Consider the following 20,540-nt stretch of genomic DNA (forward strand, 5'->3'; position numbering starts at 1 on the left):
ACGAGAATACAATGACCTTCAACTTAGCCACAATTAAAATTAAAAACCTGAGATTGAGAACTTATATTGGTATTAACGAAAATGAAATCACCAACAAACAAGACGTTATCGTTAATGTGAAGATTGATTACGATGCCCAAAGAGCGACGGACAGCGACAATATGGAAGACGCGCTAAACTATAAGGTGATTACCAAGGCCATTATCAAGCTGGTTGAGGACAACCGATTTTCATTGCTCGAAAAGCTCACCGCCGACGTATTAAGCTTGGCTGCTGAACACTCATCAGTACGTTACGCCGAAGTTGAGGTGGATAAGCCGCATGCATTGCGATTTTCTGATTCGGTGTCGCTAACGCTTTCGTGCAATAAAACCGGCTGATTGTTTTTTGCGCGACATTTGATAAGCACTTTTATAGTCATTCTTATAGGCACATTGTATGAAAATTTTAATGTCAGGCGGCACTGGCCTCATTGGTAGCGCGTTTATTGAAAAGTTTAAAGGCGAGCATCAGTTTACTGTCATAACAAGAGCCCCAAAAAAAGCTAAGCACCTGCTGGGTAGCAATGTAGCGTTTGTTTCAGATGTGAGTGACATTGATGATATTGGAATTTTCGATGCTATCATCAATTTGGCTGGCGAACCCATTGCCGACAAACGTTGGACAGACACGCAAAAGCAAAGAATTTGCGATAGTCGATGGGATATTACTTCTAAACTTGTCGCGAAAATCAATAGTGCCGGCACCCCACCACCTGTATTTATTTCTGGTTCGGCCATCGGTTTTTATGGCAGTAAAGGTAGTGTTGATGTTACCGAGCAAACGCCCCCTCATGAAGAGTTCACACACGACCTTTGTGCCAAATGGGAGGCTATCGCTACCTCTGTCGCCCGCGACGAAACGCGGGTTTGTACGCTAAGAACCGGTGTAGTGTTAGCTGAAAATGGCGGAGCACTAGAGAAAATGGCACTGCCCTTCAAACTAGGATTAGGCGGCAAAATAGGAAATGGCGAACAGTATTTATCGTGGATCCACATTGAGGACATGGTGTCAGCTATTGCTTACCTACTTGAACATGATAGTTGCCATGGGCCGTTCAACCTTACGGCTCCATCTCCTACAACTAATAAAGACTTCTCCCACACATTAGCGGCAACGCTTTCAAGGCCCTGCTTGTTTACCGTTCCAGGCTTTGTATTAAAAATAGCGATGGGTGAATCGTCTGATATGATTTTAAAAGGGCAAAAGGTGCTCCCTGAAAAGCTCGTAACCTCAGGCTACACGTTTGCTTACCCTACTTTGCAAGGGGCGTTGGATGCAATTTATAAGCACTGACGTTCGGAAGCAAATACAGGATTGGACACACACTCGAACTTGAACTTGAACCAACCGGCTTTATGGGACACAGAACGAAATTGGACACACACTCAAAGTTAAGTGTGTGTCCAACATTTAATCGCAACATTTAATCGAGTGACTCGTACGACTATTTGTACCGACTTCAGATACTCACTTGAGTGACTGTCCGATTTATTTTTGTACTTATTTTCGAGTGACTGTCCCTTTCATCCCGCTTTCATCTCCCTTACGCTTTAAAACGGTCTTTCCTAACTTTCAACAGCTATACATCCTTTAGACCATCTTCCTAAGCAGTGCCGAAGTATTTAAGGTAAGTAACCGCCAGCAGCCAATTGCACCTAAAGCACCCACCACAATTGCCCCGACAATCGGTGCAATTACCCAATACTCTAAGTGAAGACTTGCAGTCATTTGAAACACGTTGGTTTGCAGCATAAACAAGCTGAGCTCATTGGCGAGCGCTGCCATGAAACCTGCAACAACACCTATGATGACAAACTCGAACACCACGCTTTTGCGAATTAAACTGCCTTTCGCCCCAAGCGTTCTTAAAATAGCCAGCTCTTGTCGTCTTTCATCCATGCTAGCTTGAACCTGGGCTATTAACACTAAACTGCCTGCTACAAGCACCAGCACTAAGATAAACTCAATGGCCACCGACACTTGATTAACAATATCTCTTAGCTGATTAATTCGCGCATCAACATCGAACATGGTGATAGACGCAAATGGCTTTAACAACGTGGTTAGTTGTGATTTCTGCGCTTCGGGTAAATAGAAGCTGGTGATGTAAGTAGGATTGAATGACGCCATGGCCTCAGGTTGAATAACAAAGAAAAAGTTAGGCTGCATGGTTTGCCAGTTCACTTTTCTAAAACTTGTTACCTTAGTTTTAACGATTTCACTGCCCACATTGAATGTGAGCATATCGCCTAATTCAATACCAAGTCGCTCGCCTACATCGGTTTCAACTGAAACAGCGAATACGCCTTCGTCTAATGCATCAGGGTTGTCACCATGCCATGTACCACTGGTAATCTCGTTCTCTTTTTGTAACGAATTACTCCAAGTTAAATTCGCTTCACGTCCAAGTCCTTGTCTACCTTCAGTATTTGAATCTTCCTCTTTAGATACTTCGGTATTTACACTGTCATCATTCACTGCAACGAAGCGCCCTCGTATTACAGGATAGAACTCTTCGATGGTAATTCCGTTTGATTTGAAGTGTGTGTCCAATTCTGTTTTTTGATCGCCAGTGATATTAATCAAAAAGTAATTGGGTGTACCTTCTGGCAACTGAGAGCGCCACTGCGATACCATGTCGTTGCGCATAACCAATACAACTAGCAACAACATGATAGTGACTGAAAAACTAATCAGCTGAACACTATTTTCCATTGAACGGCGTTTAATTCGCGCCCAAGCAAGCTGCCAAGGCCCCATTTTTCCTGAGCCGAATTTACGTCCCGCTGCAATCAGCAAAAAGGTTGCGCCTAGCAGCCCCGCGACTAAAACCACGCCAGAGCCAAACAAAATAAGGCTGATCATCAAATCTTGGCTATAAATCCACATCAAGAGAAATATCGCACCGCCTGAGGCCACATACTGAATGGTCCGAGAACGTAAATTAGTGCTTAAATCACGCCTTAGCACACGCAGTGGAGGAATTGAAAACAACTGCATCAATGGATAAAGCGAGAACAATAACGAGCAGGTTGCCCCTGTGAAAACAGCGATTAGCACTGGCCGCCAATGCCAAATAGATAACGCCACATCAACTTGTTCAGCAACTAACCACACCACAACTTGCTGGCCAATGAAGCCCATTATTAATCCAATAATAATGCCTAGCCCAGTAATAAATAGAATTTGAAGAAGATAGATACGGCGAATGACTTGCTTTGTCGCACCGAGTGTTTTCATGATAGCGACAGGGTCGAAATGACGTTGACTGTAACGCTGGGCTGCCACCGCAATGGAAACCGCTGCAAGCACTATGGCAAGTAAACTCGCCAATAAAAAATACCGCTCAGCACTGGCTACCGAACGTCCAATGGCCGATTCGTCATCTTCAACGGTACGCCAATTATGTAAGTCATCTTGCAATTTAGGGCTGAGCCAGTCGTAAAAATTACTAATAACACTAGTTTCGCCTTCAAAATAGCCCACGTAACGTGCCCGACTGCCAGGCCCGGTTATAGCCGTTGCATCCAAATCGGACAGTCTAATCAAAGCGATTGGATCGGTGTTAAATACACTGAACCCTGCATCAGGTATATCAACCAACACTTTGGTTACAGTGAATTCAGCATCGCCTATTTCAATACTGTCTCCCAAACTAAGCTTCAGAGTTTGAAACAACAGAGACTGCAACCACACTTCGCCTGGCTTGGGCAAATCTGTTGCCGCTTCTTTTTGTCCAAAAGGTACATCAGCAATATTAACCGTGCCTTTCAGCGGATAATTCTCGTTTACAGCCCTAAGGTCCACCAATGACATTTCGTCACGATGAAAGACCATCGACCGAGTAGTCACCTGCTTTGCCGTGTTAAGCCCCCCATCTCGAGCCTGCTGAAACCAAGTTTCATCAATGGGTGTATCAGAGCGCAACTGTGCATCAGCTGCGATAAAAGCCGCTGAACGCTCTTTTAGCGCACCTTGCAATCGCTCACTAAATAACGACAGCGACAATACCGCGCCTACCGACAATACAATTGCCAACAAGATAATGGTAAGCTCTCCGCGCTTCGCCTCATGCCGAAACAATCGCCATGCCAAGGTCGATGTCATGCTCATTTATAGGGCCTCCATCTAAACAGCCTCTGAGCGCTGACGAGGCGATACTGGGGTCGACTCTGTCAAAACACCCGCCTGCATGGTTAACTGCCTGTCACACTTAGCGGCAAGCTCGTTATCGTGGGTAACAAGTACCAATGTTGTACCTTTCTCTCGATTGAGCGCGAAAAGGAGCTCTTCGACTTTGTGGCTGTTTGTTGCATCCAAGTTTCCAGTAGGCTCATCGGCAAATAAAATTTTAGGTGAAGTAATAAAAGCCCGCGCAATAGCAACTCGCTGTTGTTCACCACCTGAAAGTTGATTTGGGTAATGACTCGCGCGATGCCCAATGCCTACTTGTTCAAGAATCTTACTCGCCATCTGCTTAGGGTTATCTAAACCCGCAATTTCGGCTGGCAGCATTACGTTTTCAATAGCGGTTAAGCTTTGCACTAACATAAAGCTTTGAAAAATAAACCCTACTTTTTGCCCCCGAAGTACAGCGCGAGCCTCTTCATCCATGGTATGCAGTGGTTCACCATCAAGGTGAATTTCGCCTTTGGAAACTTCATCTAAGCCGGCCAACAGCCCCAACAGAGTAGATTTTCCTGAACCTGACGCACCAATAATGGCAACGGACTCACCGGACTTGACTTCAAAAGAGATAGGATGAAGGATCTCAAGCTTACCTTCGCTCGTATTTACAGACTTAGTTACTTTGGATGTTTTTATCATATAGGGGTCATTAATTCGTGATTTATCGTTTTCGCAGCGCCGTTTTGTTCACACTGCTTTTATTAATACCGTTATCTGCATTATCAGATCAGACCGATACCATCGTCCCCAATAATTCAGCTAAATTACTGATTCTAGGTGACAGCCTATCTGCTGCTTATGGGTTAGATCAACAAGAAGGTTGGGTGAGTTTGTTACAAAAACGCTGGCGTGACGAGAATATATCGATCGATATTGTAAATGCTGCGGTAAGCGGTGAGACCACTGATGGCGGTTTAGCTAGGCTTCCGAGGTTAATTGAACAACATACGCCAAGCCATATTTTAGTAGAACTTGGTGGTAATGATGGCCTGCAAGGGCACAGTATCAGTAAGATTAGGAACAACTTGAGCGCAATTGTTAGCATAGCAAAATCGGACAATACAACCGTTTTTGTGCAAGACATGCAGATACCCACTAATTACGGTAAACGCTATACACAAATGTTTAGCGACACTTTTGATACCGTGTCAGAGCAACATGAAGTTACAAAAATTCCTTTTTTTCTTGAGGACATAGCACTTCAAAAAGACTTGATGCAACGTGATGGTATTCACCCTAACGCAAAAGCTCAGCCTATGATTGTCGAATTTATGTTCGAAAAACTGACGCCTTTGATCATGAATAATCAATAACGTGTGCTATGCTCTTAAACTTAGAATGTAAATGCGAAAACAAGTAACAACTTAATTTGGAGATTGTTATGGACGTTTCATCATCAACGTCAACGCCAGTATCGAATGTACTTCAGTCGCCACAACAAGAACCTCAACGACAGGTTCAACAACGTGCTAGTCAGCAAACTGAAGTAAGTGCGCCCCAACAGACGCAACAAGCGGCTCCTGCCTCTGACAGTAGAGTGGGTTCCCGTATCGACACTTACGTTTAATTGAAAACCCGCCCTAAGCACAGTAGTTTATTACCGCATTTCCAGCATAATTATTTCCGAACCACTCGGAGATATGGAAATGCCGCTACCTCGTTACAAGCAAGTCAATTTAGAAGTTACACCCTACTATCACTGCACATCACGTTGTGTGCGGCAATCTTTCCTTTGTGGCGTTGATGCTATTACTGGCAAAAACTACAACCATCGCAGACAGTGGATTGTAGATAGACTTCATAGGCTCACGAAAACCTTCGCGATTGACTTGTGTGCCTATGCAGTAATGCACAATCATACCCATGTTGTGGTGCATATAGCGAAAGCGAGAGCTGAACACTGGAGCATGGATGAAGTGTTACTTCGGTGGAAGTCTTTTTATCGCTGCCCCTCATTAGTCCAACGGTATCTCGATGAAGAAAGTCGAGGTTCACTTTCTGAAGTAGAGCTTCAAAAAGTTGAAGAATTAAGCGAAATTTATCGGCATCGGCTATATAGCGTAAGTTGGTTTATGCGCCTGCTTAATGAATTTATTGCGCGAAAAGCTAACAAAGAAGATGAATGTACTGGATATTTTTGGGAGCGCCGATTTAAGAGCCAAGCAATATTGTCGGAGAATGCGCTAGCGGTAACCATGGCCTATACCGATTTAAACCCCATCCGAGCCGGTATAGCCAAAACATCAGAACAATCAAACTTTACCAGTATTCAATACAGAATTAACGCATTGAAAGTAAACAAAGTACCTGCTCGGCTTATGCCATTTAATGACCAAGTTCCGGTTAATGAAATAAGCCTACCTTTCAAATTGAGCGACTACTTAGTGCTTGTAGATGAAACCGGTCGCGTTATGCGACCAGACAAGAAGGGTGCTATCCCTCAGAAAATGAAGCCTATCTTGGACAGACTTAAACTCTCTAATAATTCATGGATTACCCTTTCAACCAAACTAGAAAGGAAATTTACAGGCCCTATTGGCTCTGCTGAGCGAATTTGCGTGTTTGCATCAGCTTGCGAATATGGCAGAAAACCCAACATAGCTAATGCCAGAAGATATCTTCAATAGACGTTTAGGTTTTAGTTTTTTTAAGCGACATCAACAAAACACCACGGTTGATATGTTTTAAATAGTCTAGTGTGAGGCTTGCCTGGCTAATACATCTACAATTTCTTGTGATTTTGATAATCGCCTGATGTCGTTAAACAATAATTCAGCTTCAGGGTACTGCCTTTTTAAATAGCCACACCACTGCTTTATTCGGTTTGGGTAGTATTTGCCCTTATCGCCGTAGATTTCGTAGCCCGAATAGCGGATAAGCAACGCGGCCACATCTTCCCATGCCATAGGCGGTTCGCCATCACGAATACACCTTGCTAGGTTTGGCATGGCAAGTGCCCCCCTACCTACCATTAAGTTGGTGCAGGCGGATTGCTCCTGGCAACGCTTGCCGTCTTCTTCATTCCATATTTCGCCATTGGCCACTAATGGAATATCGGTATTTTGCTTTATTTTAGCGATCCAATCCCAGTAAGCTGGCGGCTTATAGCCTTCCGTCTTTGTTCTGGCGTGCACAACTAGCTCAGATGCGCCCGCTTCGGTTATAGCGATAGCATTTTCTACGGCAAGAGATTTATCTTCAAATCCCAACCGAATTTTAGCTGATACAGGTTGTGAGGCTGGTACGGCATCACGAACCGCTTTTACGATGTCATACAAAGCTTGGGTTTCTTTTAACAGAACCGCCCCGCCTTTACTTTTATTGACGGTTTTTGCAGGGCAGCCAAAATTTAAATCTACACCCGGTGAACCCAAATCAACCGCAGTATGAGCATTTTCTGCCAGCCATTGTGGATGCTGCCCTAATAATTGCACGCGCACAGGCACGCCGTTAGGGGTTTTGCCGCCATTATGTAGTTCGGGACATAGTTTGTAGAAGGTTTTATTGGGAAGTTTTTGCTCCACTACTCTAACGAATTCAGTTACACACTGATCGAACCCACCCACATGAGTAAGCATATCTCGCATTAAATGGTCGACAACACCTTCCATAGGCGCCAGCATGATTTTCATAACTAAAATTTCGCTAAAAATGAGTGATTAAAATGGGCGCGAGAGTGTAGCAAAGTGCGGGTTATATGACCATGCTATTTAAGTGTCGAGCAGAGTTTGTGTACGTTTTTTTGACTGTCCGATTTTATACATATTAATGCGTTACTGGGAGAAATTTGAGTGACTGTCCAAATTTGAGTGACTGTCCAAATTTGAGTGACTGTCCAATCCTAACTTAGGTGTGTGTCCAACTTTTGTTGTTTGAGTGACTGTCCAACCTTAACTTGAGTGTGTGTCCAACTTTTGTTGTTCTAGGCGGGTGAGGATGTTTTGTTTTTGCTGTGTGCTGTAATTCGACCAGTTGGTAATTTCCTTGATGGTGCGCTTACATCCGGTGCATACATCGTCTTCGTCAAGTTTACAGTTGGCAATACAGAGTGAAACTATAGTCACTAATACTTGGCCTTAAGGTTTGGCTTATTACTGGCATTATCTTTAGCGACGGGAGAGGCATGTAACATAGCATCAATTACTTTTTGCGTAGGTTCTTTGGCGCTCCACATACAAAGATGCACACCGAACTTCGCATTTAAAAATGCGTCGAACTGGGTTTTATCTTCATAATCCCCCGTCACTAGTTGTTGTTTATAACCATCATAAATTAATGCAGAAAATGTAAACACGTAAGCCTCCTCATCGAGAAGGCTTAACTATACATCTAGACGTCTAAACATTCAAACATCTAAACGTCTATTTTATAAATTCCAACGCTGCGGTGATTACAGCCACTTGGGCAGCGTTACAATTTTCAGCCGTTGCATTAGCGCTATCAGGATAAACTTCTGTTGTGGTTACATAAGCTGCATCTGTCATTCCACCGCAAAGATACAATGCTTTTTTGTCGTAACAAATCACACCTTCAGACAGTAAGTCAGCACCTATAATTTTGCCACTTTCATCAGCAGGCGCGATATGAGTTATTTGCTTAACTGCATCAATAATAGCTTCCTGAAATTGTTTTTGTGGATTCTGGGTATTAGCCACCAGATAAAAGCCATCAGGAATATTCCAATTATCATGAGTCGTTGCATCTCTTGCTGCTAATGCAGGCCTAAACTCACTGTTGTCCGTATCAGTGGTTTCATGTAAATCGACATGCAATGAAAATGGTAAGTTCAACGATTCAACAAATGCCATTAGCTGGGCTGACTCAGGTGCCGGAGAATTAGGGTAAAATGAACGATTAGGATCTAACGCATACTGATCCCAACGATTGATAGTCTCATAACCCCAAGGGCTAACGCACGGTACGACAATGATGGTGAAATCTTCTGCGTAGTCACTTAATTTAGTATTGATAAACTGAAGCGCGCCCTGTACACCACTGGTTTCATACCCATGTACCCCTCCAGTAACTAGCACCGCAGGCTTGGTTGCATCAATATCTTTAGGCATACCTTCAGGAGTTACGGCATACAAAGGGTATCGAGACTCATCGTAAGGCAACGCGCCATACTGCTTTAATTCAAACCCTTCAGGAATACTGCCTAACTGCTTAAGCACTTCATCATTATACGAACGCTTAATCGTTTGGCGCTGTTTCCATTCTTCTTTCTCTTCTTCACCCCAAGGTTTTCCTGGCGTGCCGATAGGATAATTTTGCATAAATAACCTCTTTGTTAACACGGCTATATTATCAAGTTGGTATTAGTTTGTATGTGGAATATCGATAAGAACGGCAGGAATTAAGCTGTAGAAACGAAAAAGCCAACCCGAAGGTTGGCTTAACGATATGGCGTCCCCAAGGGGATTCGAACCCCTGTTACCGCCGTGAAAGGGCGGTGTCCTAGGCCTCTAGACGATGGGGACAAAAAATCTTCTTTCAAAAGCTACGCTTTTGAGATTTTTTGTAAGGCGAAGCGAGCTCTGCGAGCTGAGCGACGTTATCCTTACAAAAACAAATTTTTGTCGCTGATAGTAACTTTCCAATTACTACCGGCCTATTTCACAGTTACGGACTGTGACACCGGAAAATGGCGTCCCCAAGGGGATTCGAACCCCTGTTACCGCCGTGAAAGGGCGGTGTCCTAGGCCTCTAGACGATGGGGACAGAAATTTTGCTAGTGAAGTAACACTTCACTAAATTTCTGTAAGGAGAGGTGAGCTCCGCGAACCGAACGACCTTTTCTTACAGAAGTAATAAATTTTTGTCACTGGTAATTTCAAAGATTACCGGCCTAACTTAACTCAAAAGCTACGCTTTTGAGATTTTTTGTAAGGCGAAGCGAGCTCTGCGAGCTGAGCGACATTATCCTTACAATCAATCATTTTTGTAAGGAGAGGTGAGCTCCGCGAACCGAACGACCTTATCCTTACAAAACAATTTATGCCCGAAGGTAAAACCTTCAGCCTAAACCGCAATATAAACTTGCAGTTAGATTTGGTGGAGCCAGGCGGGATCGAACCGCCGACCTCCTGCATGCCATGCAGGCGCTCTCCCAGCTGAGCTATGGCCCCGTTGTGTCATAGTCACTATTGTGTGACTGTTCCGTGACAGCGGGGCGCATTCTAGGCATCCACCCCATTTATGTCAACGGTTTTTTTATGAATTTTCTCTGTTTGCTATAAAAGTAAGCGCTTTGTCGATTCTCTCGCCAACTTTCTCTTTTGACAGCAAATTAAGGGTTACATCTAAAGACGGAGAATTGCCACTTCCGGTGGTAGCAACACGCAATGGCATCCCTACTTTACCCATACCCACTTCTAATTCTTCAGCTGTTGCATTAATAGCAGCCTGAATATTTTCCGGCTCCCACGCTTCAATAGCCATCAACTTCTCTTTTACTCGCTCTAGCGGCCCTCGTGCTACTGGGCGTAAATGCTTTTTGGCAGCGTTAGCATCAAATTCTTCATAATCTTGATAAAAGTAAGTAGAGATCTCAGCAAGTTCTTTTAACGTTTTTACTCTGTCAGCTTGAATAGCAATAACAGACTCGAGTGCAGGCCCCGCAGTTAAATCTATGTCTAAGCCATCAAAGTGCCATTTTAAGTGTGTGGCCACTTCACTGGCTGGTAGACTTTTAATGTAGTGCTGGTTCAACCAAATTAATTTTTCAGTATTAAATGCAGAAGCCGACTGGCCAATTGCATCTAAACTGAATAACTCAATCATTTCATCAAGAGTGAATATCTCTTGGTCACCATGTGACCACCCTAGCCTAACTAAATAATTCAGTACCGCTTGAGGCAAGAAGCCATCATCACGGTATTGCATAACACTTACTGCACCATGACGTTTCGACAACTTTTTACCGTCATCGCCTAAAATCATAGATACGTGAGCGTATTCGGGTACAGGTGCACCTAATGCTTGCAGAATATTAATTTGACGGGGCGTGTTATTGATATGGTCTTCACCACGCACAACGTGTGTGATGCCCATATCCCAATCGTCTACTACAACGCAAAAATTGTAAGTTGGCGTGCCGTCGGTGCGCTGAATGATTAAGTCATCCAATTCACTATTGTTAATTTCGATTTTACCGCGTACGTGGTCGGTAATAACAACCGTGCCCTCTAATGGCGTTTTAAAGCGAATAACAAAAGGTTCGCCTTCTGGGTGATCGGTACGATCACGCCATGTGCCAGGATAACGAGGTTTTTCGCCACGCTCTTTTTGCGCTTCACGAATAGCATCCAATTCTTCTGCACTCATAAAGCACTTATACGCTTTACCTTCGTCTAACAATTGTTGGATAAGGTCTTTATATCGGTCGAAACGATCGGTTTGATAGATAGGACCGGTGTCCCAAGTCAAACCAAGCCATTGCATGCCATCTAAAATTGCTTGCTTTGCTTCTTCTGTAGAACGTTCAATATCTGTATCTTCTATACGAAGTACAAATTCTCCGCCATTGTTTTTAGCAAGTAGCCAAGAATATAAAGCGGTGCGGGCGCCACCAACGTGAAGGTAGCCAGTAGGGCTTGGTGCAAATCGTGTTACAACCGACATGATAAAAACTCTCTATCTTTATTAGATTGTGAAATTGCGCGCATTCTACCAGTCTCCGCTTCACGACAAAAGCAGCACGATGCATTTGCTTGGTATATAGCTACCAATAGAAACTTATATTTATGCTTTAATGAAGTCTTGTTTGATAGCATGGCGTCGCATCACGCTTACAATTTCATCAATTCAGATAAAAAAAGCCCAAAATGTTCACTTTTCAGGCATACAGTCATTTTTCTTTCATTTTATTATTGACAGTATGAGAACCGACTCTATAATACCGCCCCACTTGCTTAGGCAAGATAATAAACAAGATGGACGCTTAGCTCAGTTGGGAGAGCATCGCCCTTACAAGGCGAGGGTCACTGGTTCAAGCCCAGTAGCGTCCACCAATTTTGTTTATTAGAAAAAGTATTTGGACGCTTAGCTCAGTTGGGAGAGCATCGCCCTTACAAGGCGAGGGTCACTGGTTCAAGCCCAGTAGCGTCCACCACTTTTTTTGAAAGTGTACTGCGAGAGTCACTGGTTCAACAACTTCGTTGCGATAACTTCGTTACGAACCATAGCAGACATCCACCACTTTTTGCTTCAAATCTGATATATCGGACGCTTAGCTCAGTTGGGAGAGCATCGCCCTTACAAGGCGAGGGTCACTGGTTCAAGCCCAGTAGCGTCCACCATCTTTCTTATTTTCATACAATAAAATATCACTGGTTCAACAACTTCGTTGCGAACCACAGCAGTCGTCCACCACTCTCTTTATCTTTATAAAATCAAAAATCACTGGTTCAATAACTTCGTTACGAGCCACAGCAGACGTCCACCACTCTCTTTATCTTTATAAAATCAAAAACCACTGGTTCAATAACTTCGTTACGAGCCACAGCAGCGCCCACCATCTCTCTTTATCTTTATACAATCAAAAATCACTGGTTCAACAACTTCGTTGCGATAACTTCGTTACGATAACTTCGTTAGGAACCACAGCAGACGTCCACCACTCTTTCAAAAGAAAACTCATTTCCCCTGCCCTCTAGCTGTTTTTCATGCCGTGCACCGCAATCTTTAGGACACTATTTAACAATGGTGATAAGTTAATTCTTCTACTAAACTCCTACTAGGTTGTTTACACGAGTAAGCATTGACGCATATACGAGGTTGTAATGAACCTACAGTTGGCAAGACAAACCCGTTTATTAATAGCGGAAGATCAGGCTTTGGCAAAAAGCCATATGAAATATGCTTTGGAGCAACTTGGTTTCCAACATATCGATTATGTAGACCGTGCTGCGTACGCCCTTACCTCACTGCGCACTCGGCAGTACGATGTCATTGTTTGTGCTTATGACTTAAGGCAAGAACAAGGCGGCTATAATTTATTTGAGCAGCTGAAAACCGAAAAGATTATTCCTCTTACTACCGGTTTTATTTTTACTAGTGCCGATACTGCCATTGATGTTGTCCATGCAATAATCGAGATGCAACCTGACGAATTCTTAGCAAAACCATTTTCCGTTAACGAACTAGATAAACGACTTAGTAAAGTCGTCACCCGTAAAAAAATGTTTCACGATGTCTATCGTTACATGGATGAGCAGAATCCTGAGCAGGCACTTAAAGAATTAGAGTTTATTTTAGTTGAGCCTAAGAACGCTGAACACTTCCCGTTAGCCCTAAAAACGAAGGGTGACTTGTTGCTATTGAATAGACAGTTTGAAAACGCGAAGCTCTTTTACCAATCAATCATCAATATTCAAAATTTTACTTGGGCAAAGCTTGGCCTCGTTCAATGTTACATTCACCTAGATGAATTTGATGATGCAGAACGAGACCTTATTCAGCTAGCGCTACAACCTGAAAGTATGCTGAGCGCATATGATTTGTTAGCAGAGCTGCAAATTAAGTTAGAAGCGTATGATGAAGCGCTGGAATGTGTGAATGTGGCCAGCGACATTTCACCTCGAAATGTGATGCGTCATATTACTGCAGTGCAACTTGCTAGGCTAACCCACGACTATGAAGGGCAATTTAACAGCGCAAAAAAAGTGGTTCGTTTCGGTAAGAATTCAGTGCACGACACCCCTGAGATGTACTTGTCTGTTGCCAGAGCGGGTATTGATTTTGCGATGACGGCAGAAACCTCGCAAACAAACAAAATTATCAAGCAATCCAATGAATATCTGCGCCAATTAAAAAGCGCCTACCCAAAGGTGAATCTTGACCACCAACTGCAAGTTATTAGCGCACGAATTCACTATCTAAAAGATGAAAACGATAAAGCAAAAGATCTGCTTGATGCCTTAGATATTGATAACCTGGAAGAACAGTCTGTCGAAACGCTACTTGATTCCGCAAAAGCGTTTCACGATTTAGGATTAAGAGGGAGCGCTCTCAAATTACTCGATAAAGCGACGTTACGGCAAAAAGAGTTGGATGCACCAAACAGTTTACTTAGCCGTTATATCAACCAAGAAGTTGAAGAGAAAACAGCAATATCAATAAGCCCTAAAAACCTCAATGACGTGGCGGTAGTGCAGTATAAGCGTGGCGAACTGGCAAAATCTTACAAAACCTTCGAGCAAGCATTTAGGGTTATGCCCCGAAACCCTGCCATTGCGTTAAACCTTCTGCAAGCGTCGGCAATGCGACGCTCTCGTGAAGGTAAAGCGGAAGGCAATATGAACGCGGTAATGAAGAGGTGCCGCTTTACGCTGGAAAGTGCTTCTCTATCTGAAGAACAAAGTCAGCGCTACGAAACGGTTAAAGGGCTATTAGATCAGGTGGTGTAAACCACAACCTTCTCTTGATAAAGATTATCTTTATATTCAATTTCGTGGCTAAAGGTCATGCCTATTTTTTCCATCACTTTGATTGAATTTAAATTTTCAGGTTTTGCCATAGCACAAAATTTGTCGATACCAATTTGATACAGGGCATCTTTCACTTGCATCGCTGCTTCTGTGGCATATCCCTTCCCCCAACTGGCTTGTTTGAAACGCCAGCCAAGTTCAATATTATCAATCTCAGGATTTTTAGTGAAAAAGCCAAAAGGCCGAACTAAAACCCAGCCAATATCCTCTTCACTTTCTTTTTCTTGCACTCGCCATAATCCCCAGCCAAGGGCTGGATTTGAATATGCTTGAAAGCGTGGTACGAAGGTGTTGGTAATATCTTCACGAGATGTTTTCTGACCGTCACTGATAAATCGCATTACTTCCTCATCTTGATCAAGCTCCCACAGGAACTCTACATCAGCGTCGGTGATATAATGGAAAGACAGGCGCGCGCTATCTTCAATAAACATAGATTTCCCTTTCCAATCATTATTACAAGCAACTTTATACTGCTGCTTTCGTATTTTTTGGCGCAACGAACGTAAATTTAGCCACCTAACATAGCTAAGTGCTTCGTTGCTCCAGTATTACCTTCATGCAAAAAGTGCGTTGCATGCTTCTCACCTAAGCACTCAACTAAAAACTGTTGTAGTCCTACTACATCTTGGTCGGCTAATAGGTGTCGCATATCAATACCGTGCTCACTAAATAAGCACAAATGTAATTTACCATTGGCGGCAACGCGAAGTCGATTACAACTTTTACAAAAATCTTTGCTGTACGGCATGATAAGACCAATTTTACCGGCATAGTCAGGATGAAAGAATTCCTGTGCAGGGCCAGCATCTTTTCGTCTAACCATGGGTTGCCATCCGGCATCTATAAGCGTTTGCTTAAGTGGGGTTCCACCTTGATGCTGCGCTTTAAAGAAATGAGTAGTATCGCCGGTTTCCATCAACTCAATAAACCGCAATGTGACAGGCATCGTTTTCAGCCAATCAAGGAAGCGATTCAATCGTGCATCAGAAAAATCATTTAGCAGCACCGAATTTACTTTTACATCAAGACCAGCCTCAACCGCAGCGTCCAGCCCGGCTAACACTTGCTTTAATTTGTCTTGCCCTGTAATTGCCGCAAACTGCCTGGGATCTAAGCTATCTATGCTGACATTCACTTGGTGTAAACCCGCCTGTTTCCACGCGGCAGCATGTTCAGCCATACGACCACCATGGGTGGTCATGGCCACTCGCTTTATGCCGGGAGTATTTGCCGTTGCACTTAAAATATCGAGAAAGTCGCGGCGAAGTGTTGGCTCACCGCCAGTAAGGCGGACTTTTGACGTACCCAGCCCTGAAAAGGCACTCAATAGCGTGTTGATTTCGCCTAAGGAAAGAAAATGCTCACTGGAAGGACCTTGGTAGCCGTCAGGCAAACAATACTGACAGCGAAAATTACACGCCTCCGTTACCGATAAACGCAAATAATGGAATTGTCGCCCAAAGCTATCTTCTAACAAATTTTCTCCCTTTAGGGGTACGTAAAACAAATAATGTGATTAAATAGACTATGATGTCTTTTCGCCAGTTTACGCGGCTGCAAATAAGAATGAAATGTTTGATAACGCATAAATTAGAACGTTTTATCGTACCGTTAACTTATTTCTCTTAAATAAATATAACGGTTCACCGTAAACAATGTAGTTTAAAGTTCGTTAATCTATCACAATTCACCTTTATGCAGGGGCTTTCCTTCCTGCCTTCCGTTAACGTCTTCGTTTTACACCGTCACAAATATGCAGTGAGAACAATATTACACCATGCGAAAAAATCGATTTCCGCTAAACGAAAATGAGCCTATCAAATGGCAAGTGCTCAAGCAGTTGTGGCCTTACCTTCTTGAGTTCAAAGGTAGGGTAGCATTAGCGTTACTGTGCTTAGTCGCCGCTAAACTTGCCAGCATTGGTCTACCCTATGTACTCAAATACACGGTAGATAGTTTAAATGGGGATGTGGAAGCACTGGCCATTGCCGTACCTATCAGCTTAATTATTGCGTACGGCGCACTTAGGCTCACCAATGTTTTACTTGGCGAAGTACGAGACACCTTATTCGGACGTGTCACCGAACGCGCTATGCGCCGGCTAGGTTTAAAGGTATTTAATCATCTGCACAATCTAGATTTAGGCTTTCATTTAAACCGCAGAACGGGCGGCTTATCAAGAGATATTGAACGTGGCACAAATGGCGTAAGTTTCTTAATGCGGTTTATGGTGTTTAACATCGTGCCTACCCTTTTAGAGATTGGCTTAGTCGTGATATTGCTATTGATTCAGTTTGGCTGGTCGTTTGCGATGATCATTGTGGTCAGTGTCATCAGCTATGTCATGTTTTCGATGAAAGCTACCGATTGGCGCACGCGATTTGTGCAGCAAATGAATGAAGCTGACTCCACCACCAACTCACGCGCGGTAGACAGCTTACTTAACTTTGAAACCGTAAAGTATTTCAACAATGAGCGCTTCGAAGCAAATCGATACGATACAGATTTAGCTGGCTGGGAAAAAGCCAGGCGTAAAAATCGGTTATCACTGTTTGCCTTAAATGGCGGACAGGCCAGCATTATTGCCCTAGCAATGACAGCCATGATGGCGAATGCAGCTTATGGCGTAATGGAAGGCGAGATGACCATTGGTGATTTCGTGCTAATTAACGCCTTCACCATGCAAATATTTATGCCTCTCAATTTCTTGGGCTTTGTGTATCGGGAAATCCGTGGCTCGCTAGCGAACATTCAAAACTTGTTTTCCCTGCTATCCCAAAAACCCGCAATTGAAGATAAACCCAATGCTACCCACCTCTCAGCAAAACAGGCGAGCATACGTTTTAGTAACGTTCAATTTCACTATCAGCAAGCACGGCCTATTTTAAAAGGAATCAGCTTCGAGGTGCCATCAGGCGCCAAGATTGCTGTGGTTGGCGAAAGTGGTGCTGGAAAATCCACCATCATGAAGTTGCTGTTTCGTTTTTACGACCCCACCGAGGGTGGCATTTTCATAAACGGGCAGGATATTCGCGAACTTAGCCAACACAGTTTACGAAGCCATATCGGTATTGTTCCTCAAGATACCGTGTTGTTTAATACATCCTTGGTAGAAAATATCCGTTACGGCAACCCTGATGCTAGCGACGAAGAAGTTACTCATGCTATTAAGCTTGCGCATTTAACCCAATTTGTTGAAAGCTTGCCAGACGGACTAGACACAACAGTAGGCGAACGTGGGCTAAAACTCTCTGGCGGCGAAAAACAGCGAGTTGCCATCGCTCGTGCGCTATTAAAAGGTGCGCCAATAATGATATTCGATGAAGCGACCTCTTCGTTAGACAGTCAATCTGAGCAAGCGATATTAGGCGCGCTGCGAGACGCCGCAAAGGGGCATACTAGCTTGGTTATTGCCCATAGGCTGTCTACTATCGTCGATGCCGATACCATCTTAGTGTTAAGCAAGGGCATGATTGCCGAACATGGCACCCACGAGACTCTTTTAGCACAACAAGGTATATACAATCGGCTGTGGGCTACTCAGCAGCGAGATTCAAATCATGAAGAAATGGGCCAATGAATACTAAAGAAGTGATGCGGCTTGAGGCTCTTACCGAATGTACCCATCCAGTATATTCGACATTCATATTCAAACCGTGAACACTAGTGCATATACCTGTTCATCGCAGACGAGAATATTGACACCTTGTAGGCACTCTAACAACCTAACGACATTAAAGTAATTTTGAGCAATATGGATCCAGAAGCAATAAAAAGTGCAATCAACCAAACCATGCCATTCGGAAAGTATGCAGGACGACGCCTGTTTCACCTACCAGAACCTTATTTAGTTTGGTTTAACAAACAAGGTTTTCCCGAAGGAAAGCTGGGGCAGCAACTCGCGCTCATGTACGAAATTAAACTAAATGGATTAGAGTCAGTTGTTGAGCCTCTACTTAATGACGACTAGCCATGTTCGCTCGCCCAAGAAAGCAAAAACGTGAGGCTATCGATCAACGAATATTGCGCCTGCACACAGGCATTGCTAAAAAAGTCGTTGCACAACCTTCACTCATAACTAACGTTCAAGCAACGTTAGAGGCTCGTTATGAAAGTGGCATGATGCGTTACGGTAGCTATATGTTATGGCAAGGGATTGTAGAAACTATTCATAAACCTGAGGTATTTACAGCGCTGCTACTCGCCGAAGATGAACGTACAGCAAGCCTTAGGCGGGAAACCATATTTACGGGAATTTTGACCGAAGCTGAGCGAGCAGAAGTTCTTAAAGATTAAGTAAACATAAGAAACATTAAAAAAGGCTAAATCGATAGTCGATTTAGCCTTTTTAGTATGACGCCTTACCACTACATCGATAAGGCTTTCATTCAACTAGGCGTTGCGTAAATGGTCTGCCACTAAGAACGCCATTTCAAGTACTTGATCGGCGTTTAAACGCGGATCGCACTGGGTTTTATACGCTTGCGCTAAGTCTTCATCACTAATTTCATATGCACCGCCAGTACACTCAGTCACGTGTTGGCCAGTCATCTCAAGGTGAATACCACCAGCATGTGTGCCTTCATCGCTATGTGCTTGGAAGAACTGTTTAATCTCACGCAAAATGGCATCAAAATTACGAGTTTTGTAACCGCTTGATGCAGAGAACGTATTTCCGTGCATGGGGTCTGAACTCCATACTACGTGTCTACCTTCTGCTTTAACGCGGCGCAATAAGCGAGGTAAATTATCAGCTAAGTTATCAGCCCCCATACGGGTAATAAGGGTCAATCTACCTGGATCGTTATTCGGGTTAAGCGCATCAATCAAACGAATAAGTTCGTCTTCTTGCATGCTAGGCCCAACTTTCACACCAATAGGGTTGTGAATACCGCGGAAGAACTCAATATGGGCATGGTCTAGCTGACGGGTACGCTCACCAATCCAAATCATGTGCGCAGAGCAATCGTAAGGCTTACCCGTTAGCGTATCAATTCGCGTGAGGGCTTGTTCATAGTTAAGCAGTAATGCTTCATGCGACGTAAACAATGACGTTTCGTGCAATGTAGGGCTAGATTGGGAATTAATACCAATCACATCCATGAACGATAACGTATCTTGAATACGCACGGCCATATCATGATAGCGCTCTTTAAGCGGGTTGTTTTCAACAAATGCCATATTCCAACGATTTACTTCATGAAGGTCGGCTAAGCCACCTTGAGAAAAAGCGCGAAGTAAATTAAGCGTCGATGCACTGCGGTGGTACGCCTCAATCAAACGGTTCGGATCGGGGCGGCGAGCCGCTTCGTTAAACTCGAAACTATTAATGATATCGCCGCGGTAGCTTGGCAATGTAACACCATCACGGGTTTCGAAGTTTGATGAACGAGGCTTAGCATATTGACCCGCCATGCGAGCCACTTTTGTAACTGGACACCGACCTGCAAAGGTTAAAACAATGGCCATCTGAAGCAATACTTTAAAGGTATCGCGAATTTTTGGCGCATTAAATTCGTCAAACGATTCGGCGCAGTCACCGCCTTGAAGCAGAAAGCCTTTACCTAAACTAACCTCACCAAGTTGACGGCGAAGATCACGGGCTTCAGCGGCAAAAACCAGCGGTGGATATGTACTTAGCGTGTGCTCTACTTGTTTAAGTTGTGCCGCATCATCGTACTCTGGTTGTTGAAGGATAGGTTTTTGCCTCCAACTGTCTACTTGCCAATTACTCAAGGGGTTCTCCTGATTTAAGTGTTTTTACGTTTAGGCAAACGTTAATCTCGTTGTATGAGCGCTTATCTGTATGCGCACCAT

The 20,540-nt window shown here is 43.7% G+C and carries 19 protein-coding genes and 6 tRNA genes; 12 read left to right on the forward strand and 13 right to left on the reverse strand.

Annotation, left to right across the window (positions count from 1 at the left end; genetic code table 11):
- Positions 1–11: 11 nt before the first annotated feature.
- Both folX and C7Y69_RS19900 read left to right on the forward strand, forming a co-directional pair.
- Positions 12–380, forward strand: a complete 369-nt coding sequence (gene folX, locus C7Y69_RS19895) for a dihydroneopterin triphosphate 2'-epimerase (RefSeq protein WP_126873940.1) — start codon at positions 12–14, stop codon at positions 378–380.
- 58 nt (positions 381–438) lie between these two features.
- A complete protein-coding gene (locus tag C7Y69_RS19900) occupies positions 439–1,335 on the forward strand; it encodes a TIGR01777 family oxidoreductase (protein WP_013784794.1) in 897 nt (298 codons plus the stop codon).
- A 297-nt stretch (positions 1,336–1,632) separates the two neighbouring features.
- Here the strand turns inward: C7Y69_RS19900 and C7Y69_RS19905 are convergent, their stop codons facing one another.
- Together C7Y69_RS19905 and C7Y69_RS19910 are read right to left on the reverse strand one after the other, a co-directional pair.
- Entirely contained in the window at positions 1,633–4,155 is a 2,523-nt protein-coding gene (locus C7Y69_RS19905) for an ABC transporter permease (protein WP_126873941.1), read from the reverse strand.
- Between the two features lie 15 nt (positions 4,156–4,170).
- Positions 4,171–4,869: an ABC transporter ATP-binding protein gene (locus C7Y69_RS19910; RefSeq protein WP_013784796.1), complete on the reverse strand. Its 699-nt coding sequence runs from the start codon at positions 4,867–4,869 to the stop codon at positions 4,171–4,173.
- A 17-nt stretch (positions 4,870–4,886) separates the two neighbouring features.
- Here C7Y69_RS19910 and C7Y69_RS19915 point away from each other — a divergent pair, with 17 nt between their 5' ends.
- The 3 genes from C7Y69_RS19915 (at position 4,887) to C7Y69_RS19925 (ending at position 6,857) form a co-directional block, all read left to right on the forward strand.
- Positions 4,887–5,543: an arylesterase gene (locus C7Y69_RS19915; protein ID WP_013784797.1), complete on the forward strand. Its 657-nt coding sequence runs from the start codon at positions 4,887–4,889 to the stop codon at positions 5,541–5,543.
- 68 nt (positions 5,544–5,611) lie between these two features.
- Positions 5,612–5,797 carry a hypothetical protein gene (locus C7Y69_RS19920; protein ID WP_013784798.1) on the forward strand — a complete coding sequence of 62 codons (186 nt, stop codon included), beginning with the start codon at positions 5,612–5,614 and terminating at the stop codon, positions 5,795–5,797.
- 73 nt (positions 5,798–5,870) lie between these two features.
- Positions 5,871–6,857: a hypothetical protein gene (locus C7Y69_RS19925; protein WP_232363135.1), complete on the forward strand. Its 987-nt coding sequence runs from the start codon at positions 5,871–5,873 to the stop codon at positions 6,855–6,857.
- Between the two features lie 66 nt (positions 6,858–6,923).
- Here the strand turns inward: C7Y69_RS19925 and C7Y69_RS19930 are convergent, their stop codons facing one another.
- The 8 genes from C7Y69_RS19930 to gltX all read right to left on the reverse strand — a co-directional run bounded on the left by C7Y69_RS19930 (position 6,924) and on the right by gltX (position 11,853).
- Positions 6,924–7,862 carry a tRNA-dihydrouridine synthase gene (locus C7Y69_RS19930; RefSeq protein ID WP_126873942.1) on the reverse strand — a complete coding sequence of 313 codons (939 nt, stop codon included), beginning with the start codon at positions 7,860–7,862 and terminating at the stop codon, positions 6,924–6,926.
- Positions 7,863–8,120: 258 nt separating this feature from the next.
- Entirely contained in the window at positions 8,121–8,294 is a 174-nt protein-coding gene (locus tag C7Y69_RS19935) for a DUF1289 domain-containing protein (RefSeq protein WP_126873943.1), read from the reverse strand.
- A complete protein-coding gene (locus C7Y69_RS19940; protein ID WP_126873944.1) occupies positions 8,294–8,524 on the reverse strand; it encodes a hypothetical protein in 231 nt (76 codons plus the stop codon). The genes C7Y69_RS19935 and C7Y69_RS19940 overlap by 1 nt, the downstream gene beginning before the upstream one ends.
- 67 nt (positions 8,525–8,591) lie before the next feature.
- A complete protein-coding gene (locus tag C7Y69_RS19945; RefSeq protein WP_126873945.1) occupies positions 8,592–9,506 on the reverse strand; it encodes a M14 family metallocarboxypeptidase in 915 nt (304 codons plus the stop codon).
- Positions 9,507–9,634: 128 nt separating this feature from the next.
- A tRNA-Glu gene (locus C7Y69_RS19950) sits at positions 9,635–9,710 on the reverse strand.
- Between the two features lie 165 nt (positions 9,711–9,875).
- Positions 9,876–9,951: transfer RNA gene (locus C7Y69_RS19955), tRNA-Glu, on the reverse strand.
- Positions 9,952–10,282: 331 nt separating this feature from the next.
- Positions 10,283–10,358: transfer RNA gene (locus tag C7Y69_RS19960), tRNA-Ala, on the reverse strand.
- A gap of 85 nt (positions 10,359–10,443) precedes the next feature.
- Entirely contained in the window at positions 10,444–11,853 is a 1,410-nt protein-coding gene (gene gltX / locus C7Y69_RS19965) for a glutamate--tRNA ligase (RefSeq protein ID WP_126873946.1), read from the reverse strand.
- A gap of 313 nt (positions 11,854–12,166) precedes the next feature.
- Here gltX and C7Y69_RS19970 point away from each other — a divergent pair.
- The 4 genes from C7Y69_RS19970 to C7Y69_RS19985 all read left to right on the forward strand — a co-directional run bounded on the left by C7Y69_RS19970 (position 12,167) and on the right by C7Y69_RS19985 (position 14,639).
- Positions 12,167–12,242: transfer RNA gene (locus tag C7Y69_RS19970), tRNA-Val, on the forward strand.
- Positions 12,243–12,267: 25 nt separating this feature from the next.
- Positions 12,268–12,343, forward strand: a tRNA-Val gene (locus C7Y69_RS19975).
- A gap of 111 nt (positions 12,344–12,454) precedes the next feature.
- Positions 12,455–12,530 (forward strand) — tRNA-Val (locus tag C7Y69_RS19980).
- Positions 12,531–13,013: 483 nt separating this feature from the next.
- A complete protein-coding gene (locus tag C7Y69_RS19985) occupies positions 13,014–14,639 on the forward strand; it encodes a response regulator (protein WP_126873947.1) in 1,626 nt (541 codons plus the stop codon).
- Here C7Y69_RS19985 and C7Y69_RS19990 read toward each other — a convergent pair.
- Both C7Y69_RS19990 and moaA read right to left on the reverse strand, forming a co-directional pair.
- Positions 14,627–15,154 (reverse strand): GNAT family N-acetyltransferase, encoded by a 528-nt coding sequence (locus C7Y69_RS19990; protein ID WP_041452953.1) that lies wholly within the window; start codon positions 15,152–15,154, stop codon positions 14,627–14,629. The two genes, C7Y69_RS19985 and C7Y69_RS19990, sit on opposite strands and share 13 nt — an antisense overlap.
- A gap of 77 nt (positions 15,155–15,231) precedes the next feature.
- Positions 15,232–16,200 (reverse strand): GTP 3',8-cyclase MoaA, encoded by a 969-nt coding sequence (gene moaA, locus C7Y69_RS19995; RefSeq protein WP_013784806.1) that lies wholly within the window; start codon positions 16,198–16,200, stop codon positions 15,232–15,234.
- A 300-nt stretch (positions 16,201–16,500) separates the two neighbouring features.
- Here moaA and C7Y69_RS20000 point away from each other — a divergent pair, with 300 nt between their 5' ends.
- The 3 genes from C7Y69_RS20000 (at position 16,501) to C7Y69_RS20010 (ending at position 19,019) form a co-directional block, all read left to right on the forward strand.
- The gene (locus tag C7Y69_RS20000; protein WP_013784807.1) at positions 16,501–18,303 is read left to right on the forward strand and encodes an ABCB family ABC transporter ATP-binding protein/permease; all 1,803 of its coding nucleotides are present in this window, start codon (positions 16,501–16,503) and stop codon (positions 18,301–18,303) included.
- A 174-nt stretch (positions 18,304–18,477) separates the two neighbouring features.
- The gene (locus C7Y69_RS20005) at positions 18,478–18,693 is read left to right on the forward strand and encodes a DUF3820 family protein (RefSeq protein ID WP_013784808.1); all 216 of its coding nucleotides are present in this window, start codon (positions 18,478–18,480) and stop codon (positions 18,691–18,693) included.
- Between the two features lie 2 nt (positions 18,694–18,695).
- Positions 18,696–19,019, forward strand: coding sequence for a hypothetical protein (locus C7Y69_RS20010; protein WP_126873948.1), 324 nt, complete (start codon positions 18,696–18,698; stop codon positions 19,017–19,019).
- Between the two features lie 96 nt (positions 19,020–19,115).
- Here C7Y69_RS20010 and C7Y69_RS20015 read toward each other — a convergent pair whose 3' ends face one another.
- Complete coding sequence (locus C7Y69_RS20015; RefSeq protein WP_013784810.1) at positions 19,116–20,459, reverse strand: class II 3-deoxy-7-phosphoheptulonate synthase; 1,344 nt, start codon at positions 20,457–20,459, stop codon at positions 19,116–19,118.
- Positions 20,460–20,540: the final 81 nt, after the last annotated feature.

Source organism: Alteromonas sp. KS69, from assembly GCF_003989595.1.
Taxonomy (GTDB): Bacteria; Pseudomonadota; Gammaproteobacteria; order Enterobacterales; family Alteromonadaceae; genus Alteromonas; species Alteromonas naphthalenivorans.

Bases quoted from the DNA above. Each gene is read 5' to 3' on its own strand.
- C7Y69_RS19910 (WP_013784796.1), bottom strand. From the start codon at position 4,869: ATGATAAAAACATCCAAAGTAACTAAGTCTGTAAATACGAGCGAAGGT.
- C7Y69_RS20000 (WP_013784807.1), top strand. From the start codon at position 16,501: ATGCGAAAAAATCGATTTCCGCTAAACGAAAATGAGCCTATCAAATGG.
- C7Y69_RS19990 (WP_041452953.1), bottom strand. From the start codon at position 15,154: ATGTTTATTGAAGATAGCGCGCGCCTGTCTTTCCATTATATCACCGAC.
- C7Y69_RS19925 (WP_232363135.1), top strand. From the start codon at position 5,871: ATGGAAATGCCGCTACCTCGTTACAAGCAAGTCAATTTAGAAGTTACA.
- C7Y69_RS19985 (WP_126873947.1), top strand. From the start codon at position 13,014: ATGAACCTACAGTTGGCAAGACAAACCCGTTTATTAATAGCGGAAGAT.
- C7Y69_RS20005 (WP_013784808.1), top strand. From the start codon at position 18,478: ATGGATCCAGAAGCAATAAAAAGTGCAATCAACCAAACCATGCCATTC.
- C7Y69_RS19900 (WP_013784794.1), top strand. From the start codon at position 439: ATGAAAATTTTAATGTCAGGCGGCACTGGCCTCATTGGTAGCGCGTTT.
- gltX (WP_126873946.1), bottom strand. From the start codon at position 11,853: ATGTCGGTTGTAACACGATTTGCACCAAGCCCTACTGGCTACCTTCAC.
- C7Y69_RS19905 (WP_126873941.1), bottom strand. From the start codon at position 4,155: ATGAGCATGACATCGACCTTGGCATGGCGATTGTTTCGGCATGAGGCG.
- folX (WP_126873940.1), top strand. From the start codon at position 12: ATGACCTTCAACTTAGCCACAATTAAAATTAAAAACCTGAGATTGAGA.
- C7Y69_RS19945 (WP_126873945.1), bottom strand. From the start codon at position 9,506: ATGCAAAATTATCCTATCGGCACGCCAGGAAAACCTTGGGGTGAAGAA.
- C7Y69_RS19920 (WP_013784798.1), top strand. From the start codon at position 5,612: ATGGACGTTTCATCATCAACGTCAACGCCAGTATCGAATGTACTTCAG.
- C7Y69_RS20010 (WP_126873948.1), top strand. From the start codon at position 18,696: ATGTTCGCTCGCCCAAGAAAGCAAAAACGTGAGGCTATCGATCAACGA.
- C7Y69_RS19930 (WP_126873942.1), bottom strand. From the start codon at position 7,862: ATGAAAATCATGCTGGCGCCTATGGAAGGTGTTGTCGACCATTTAATG.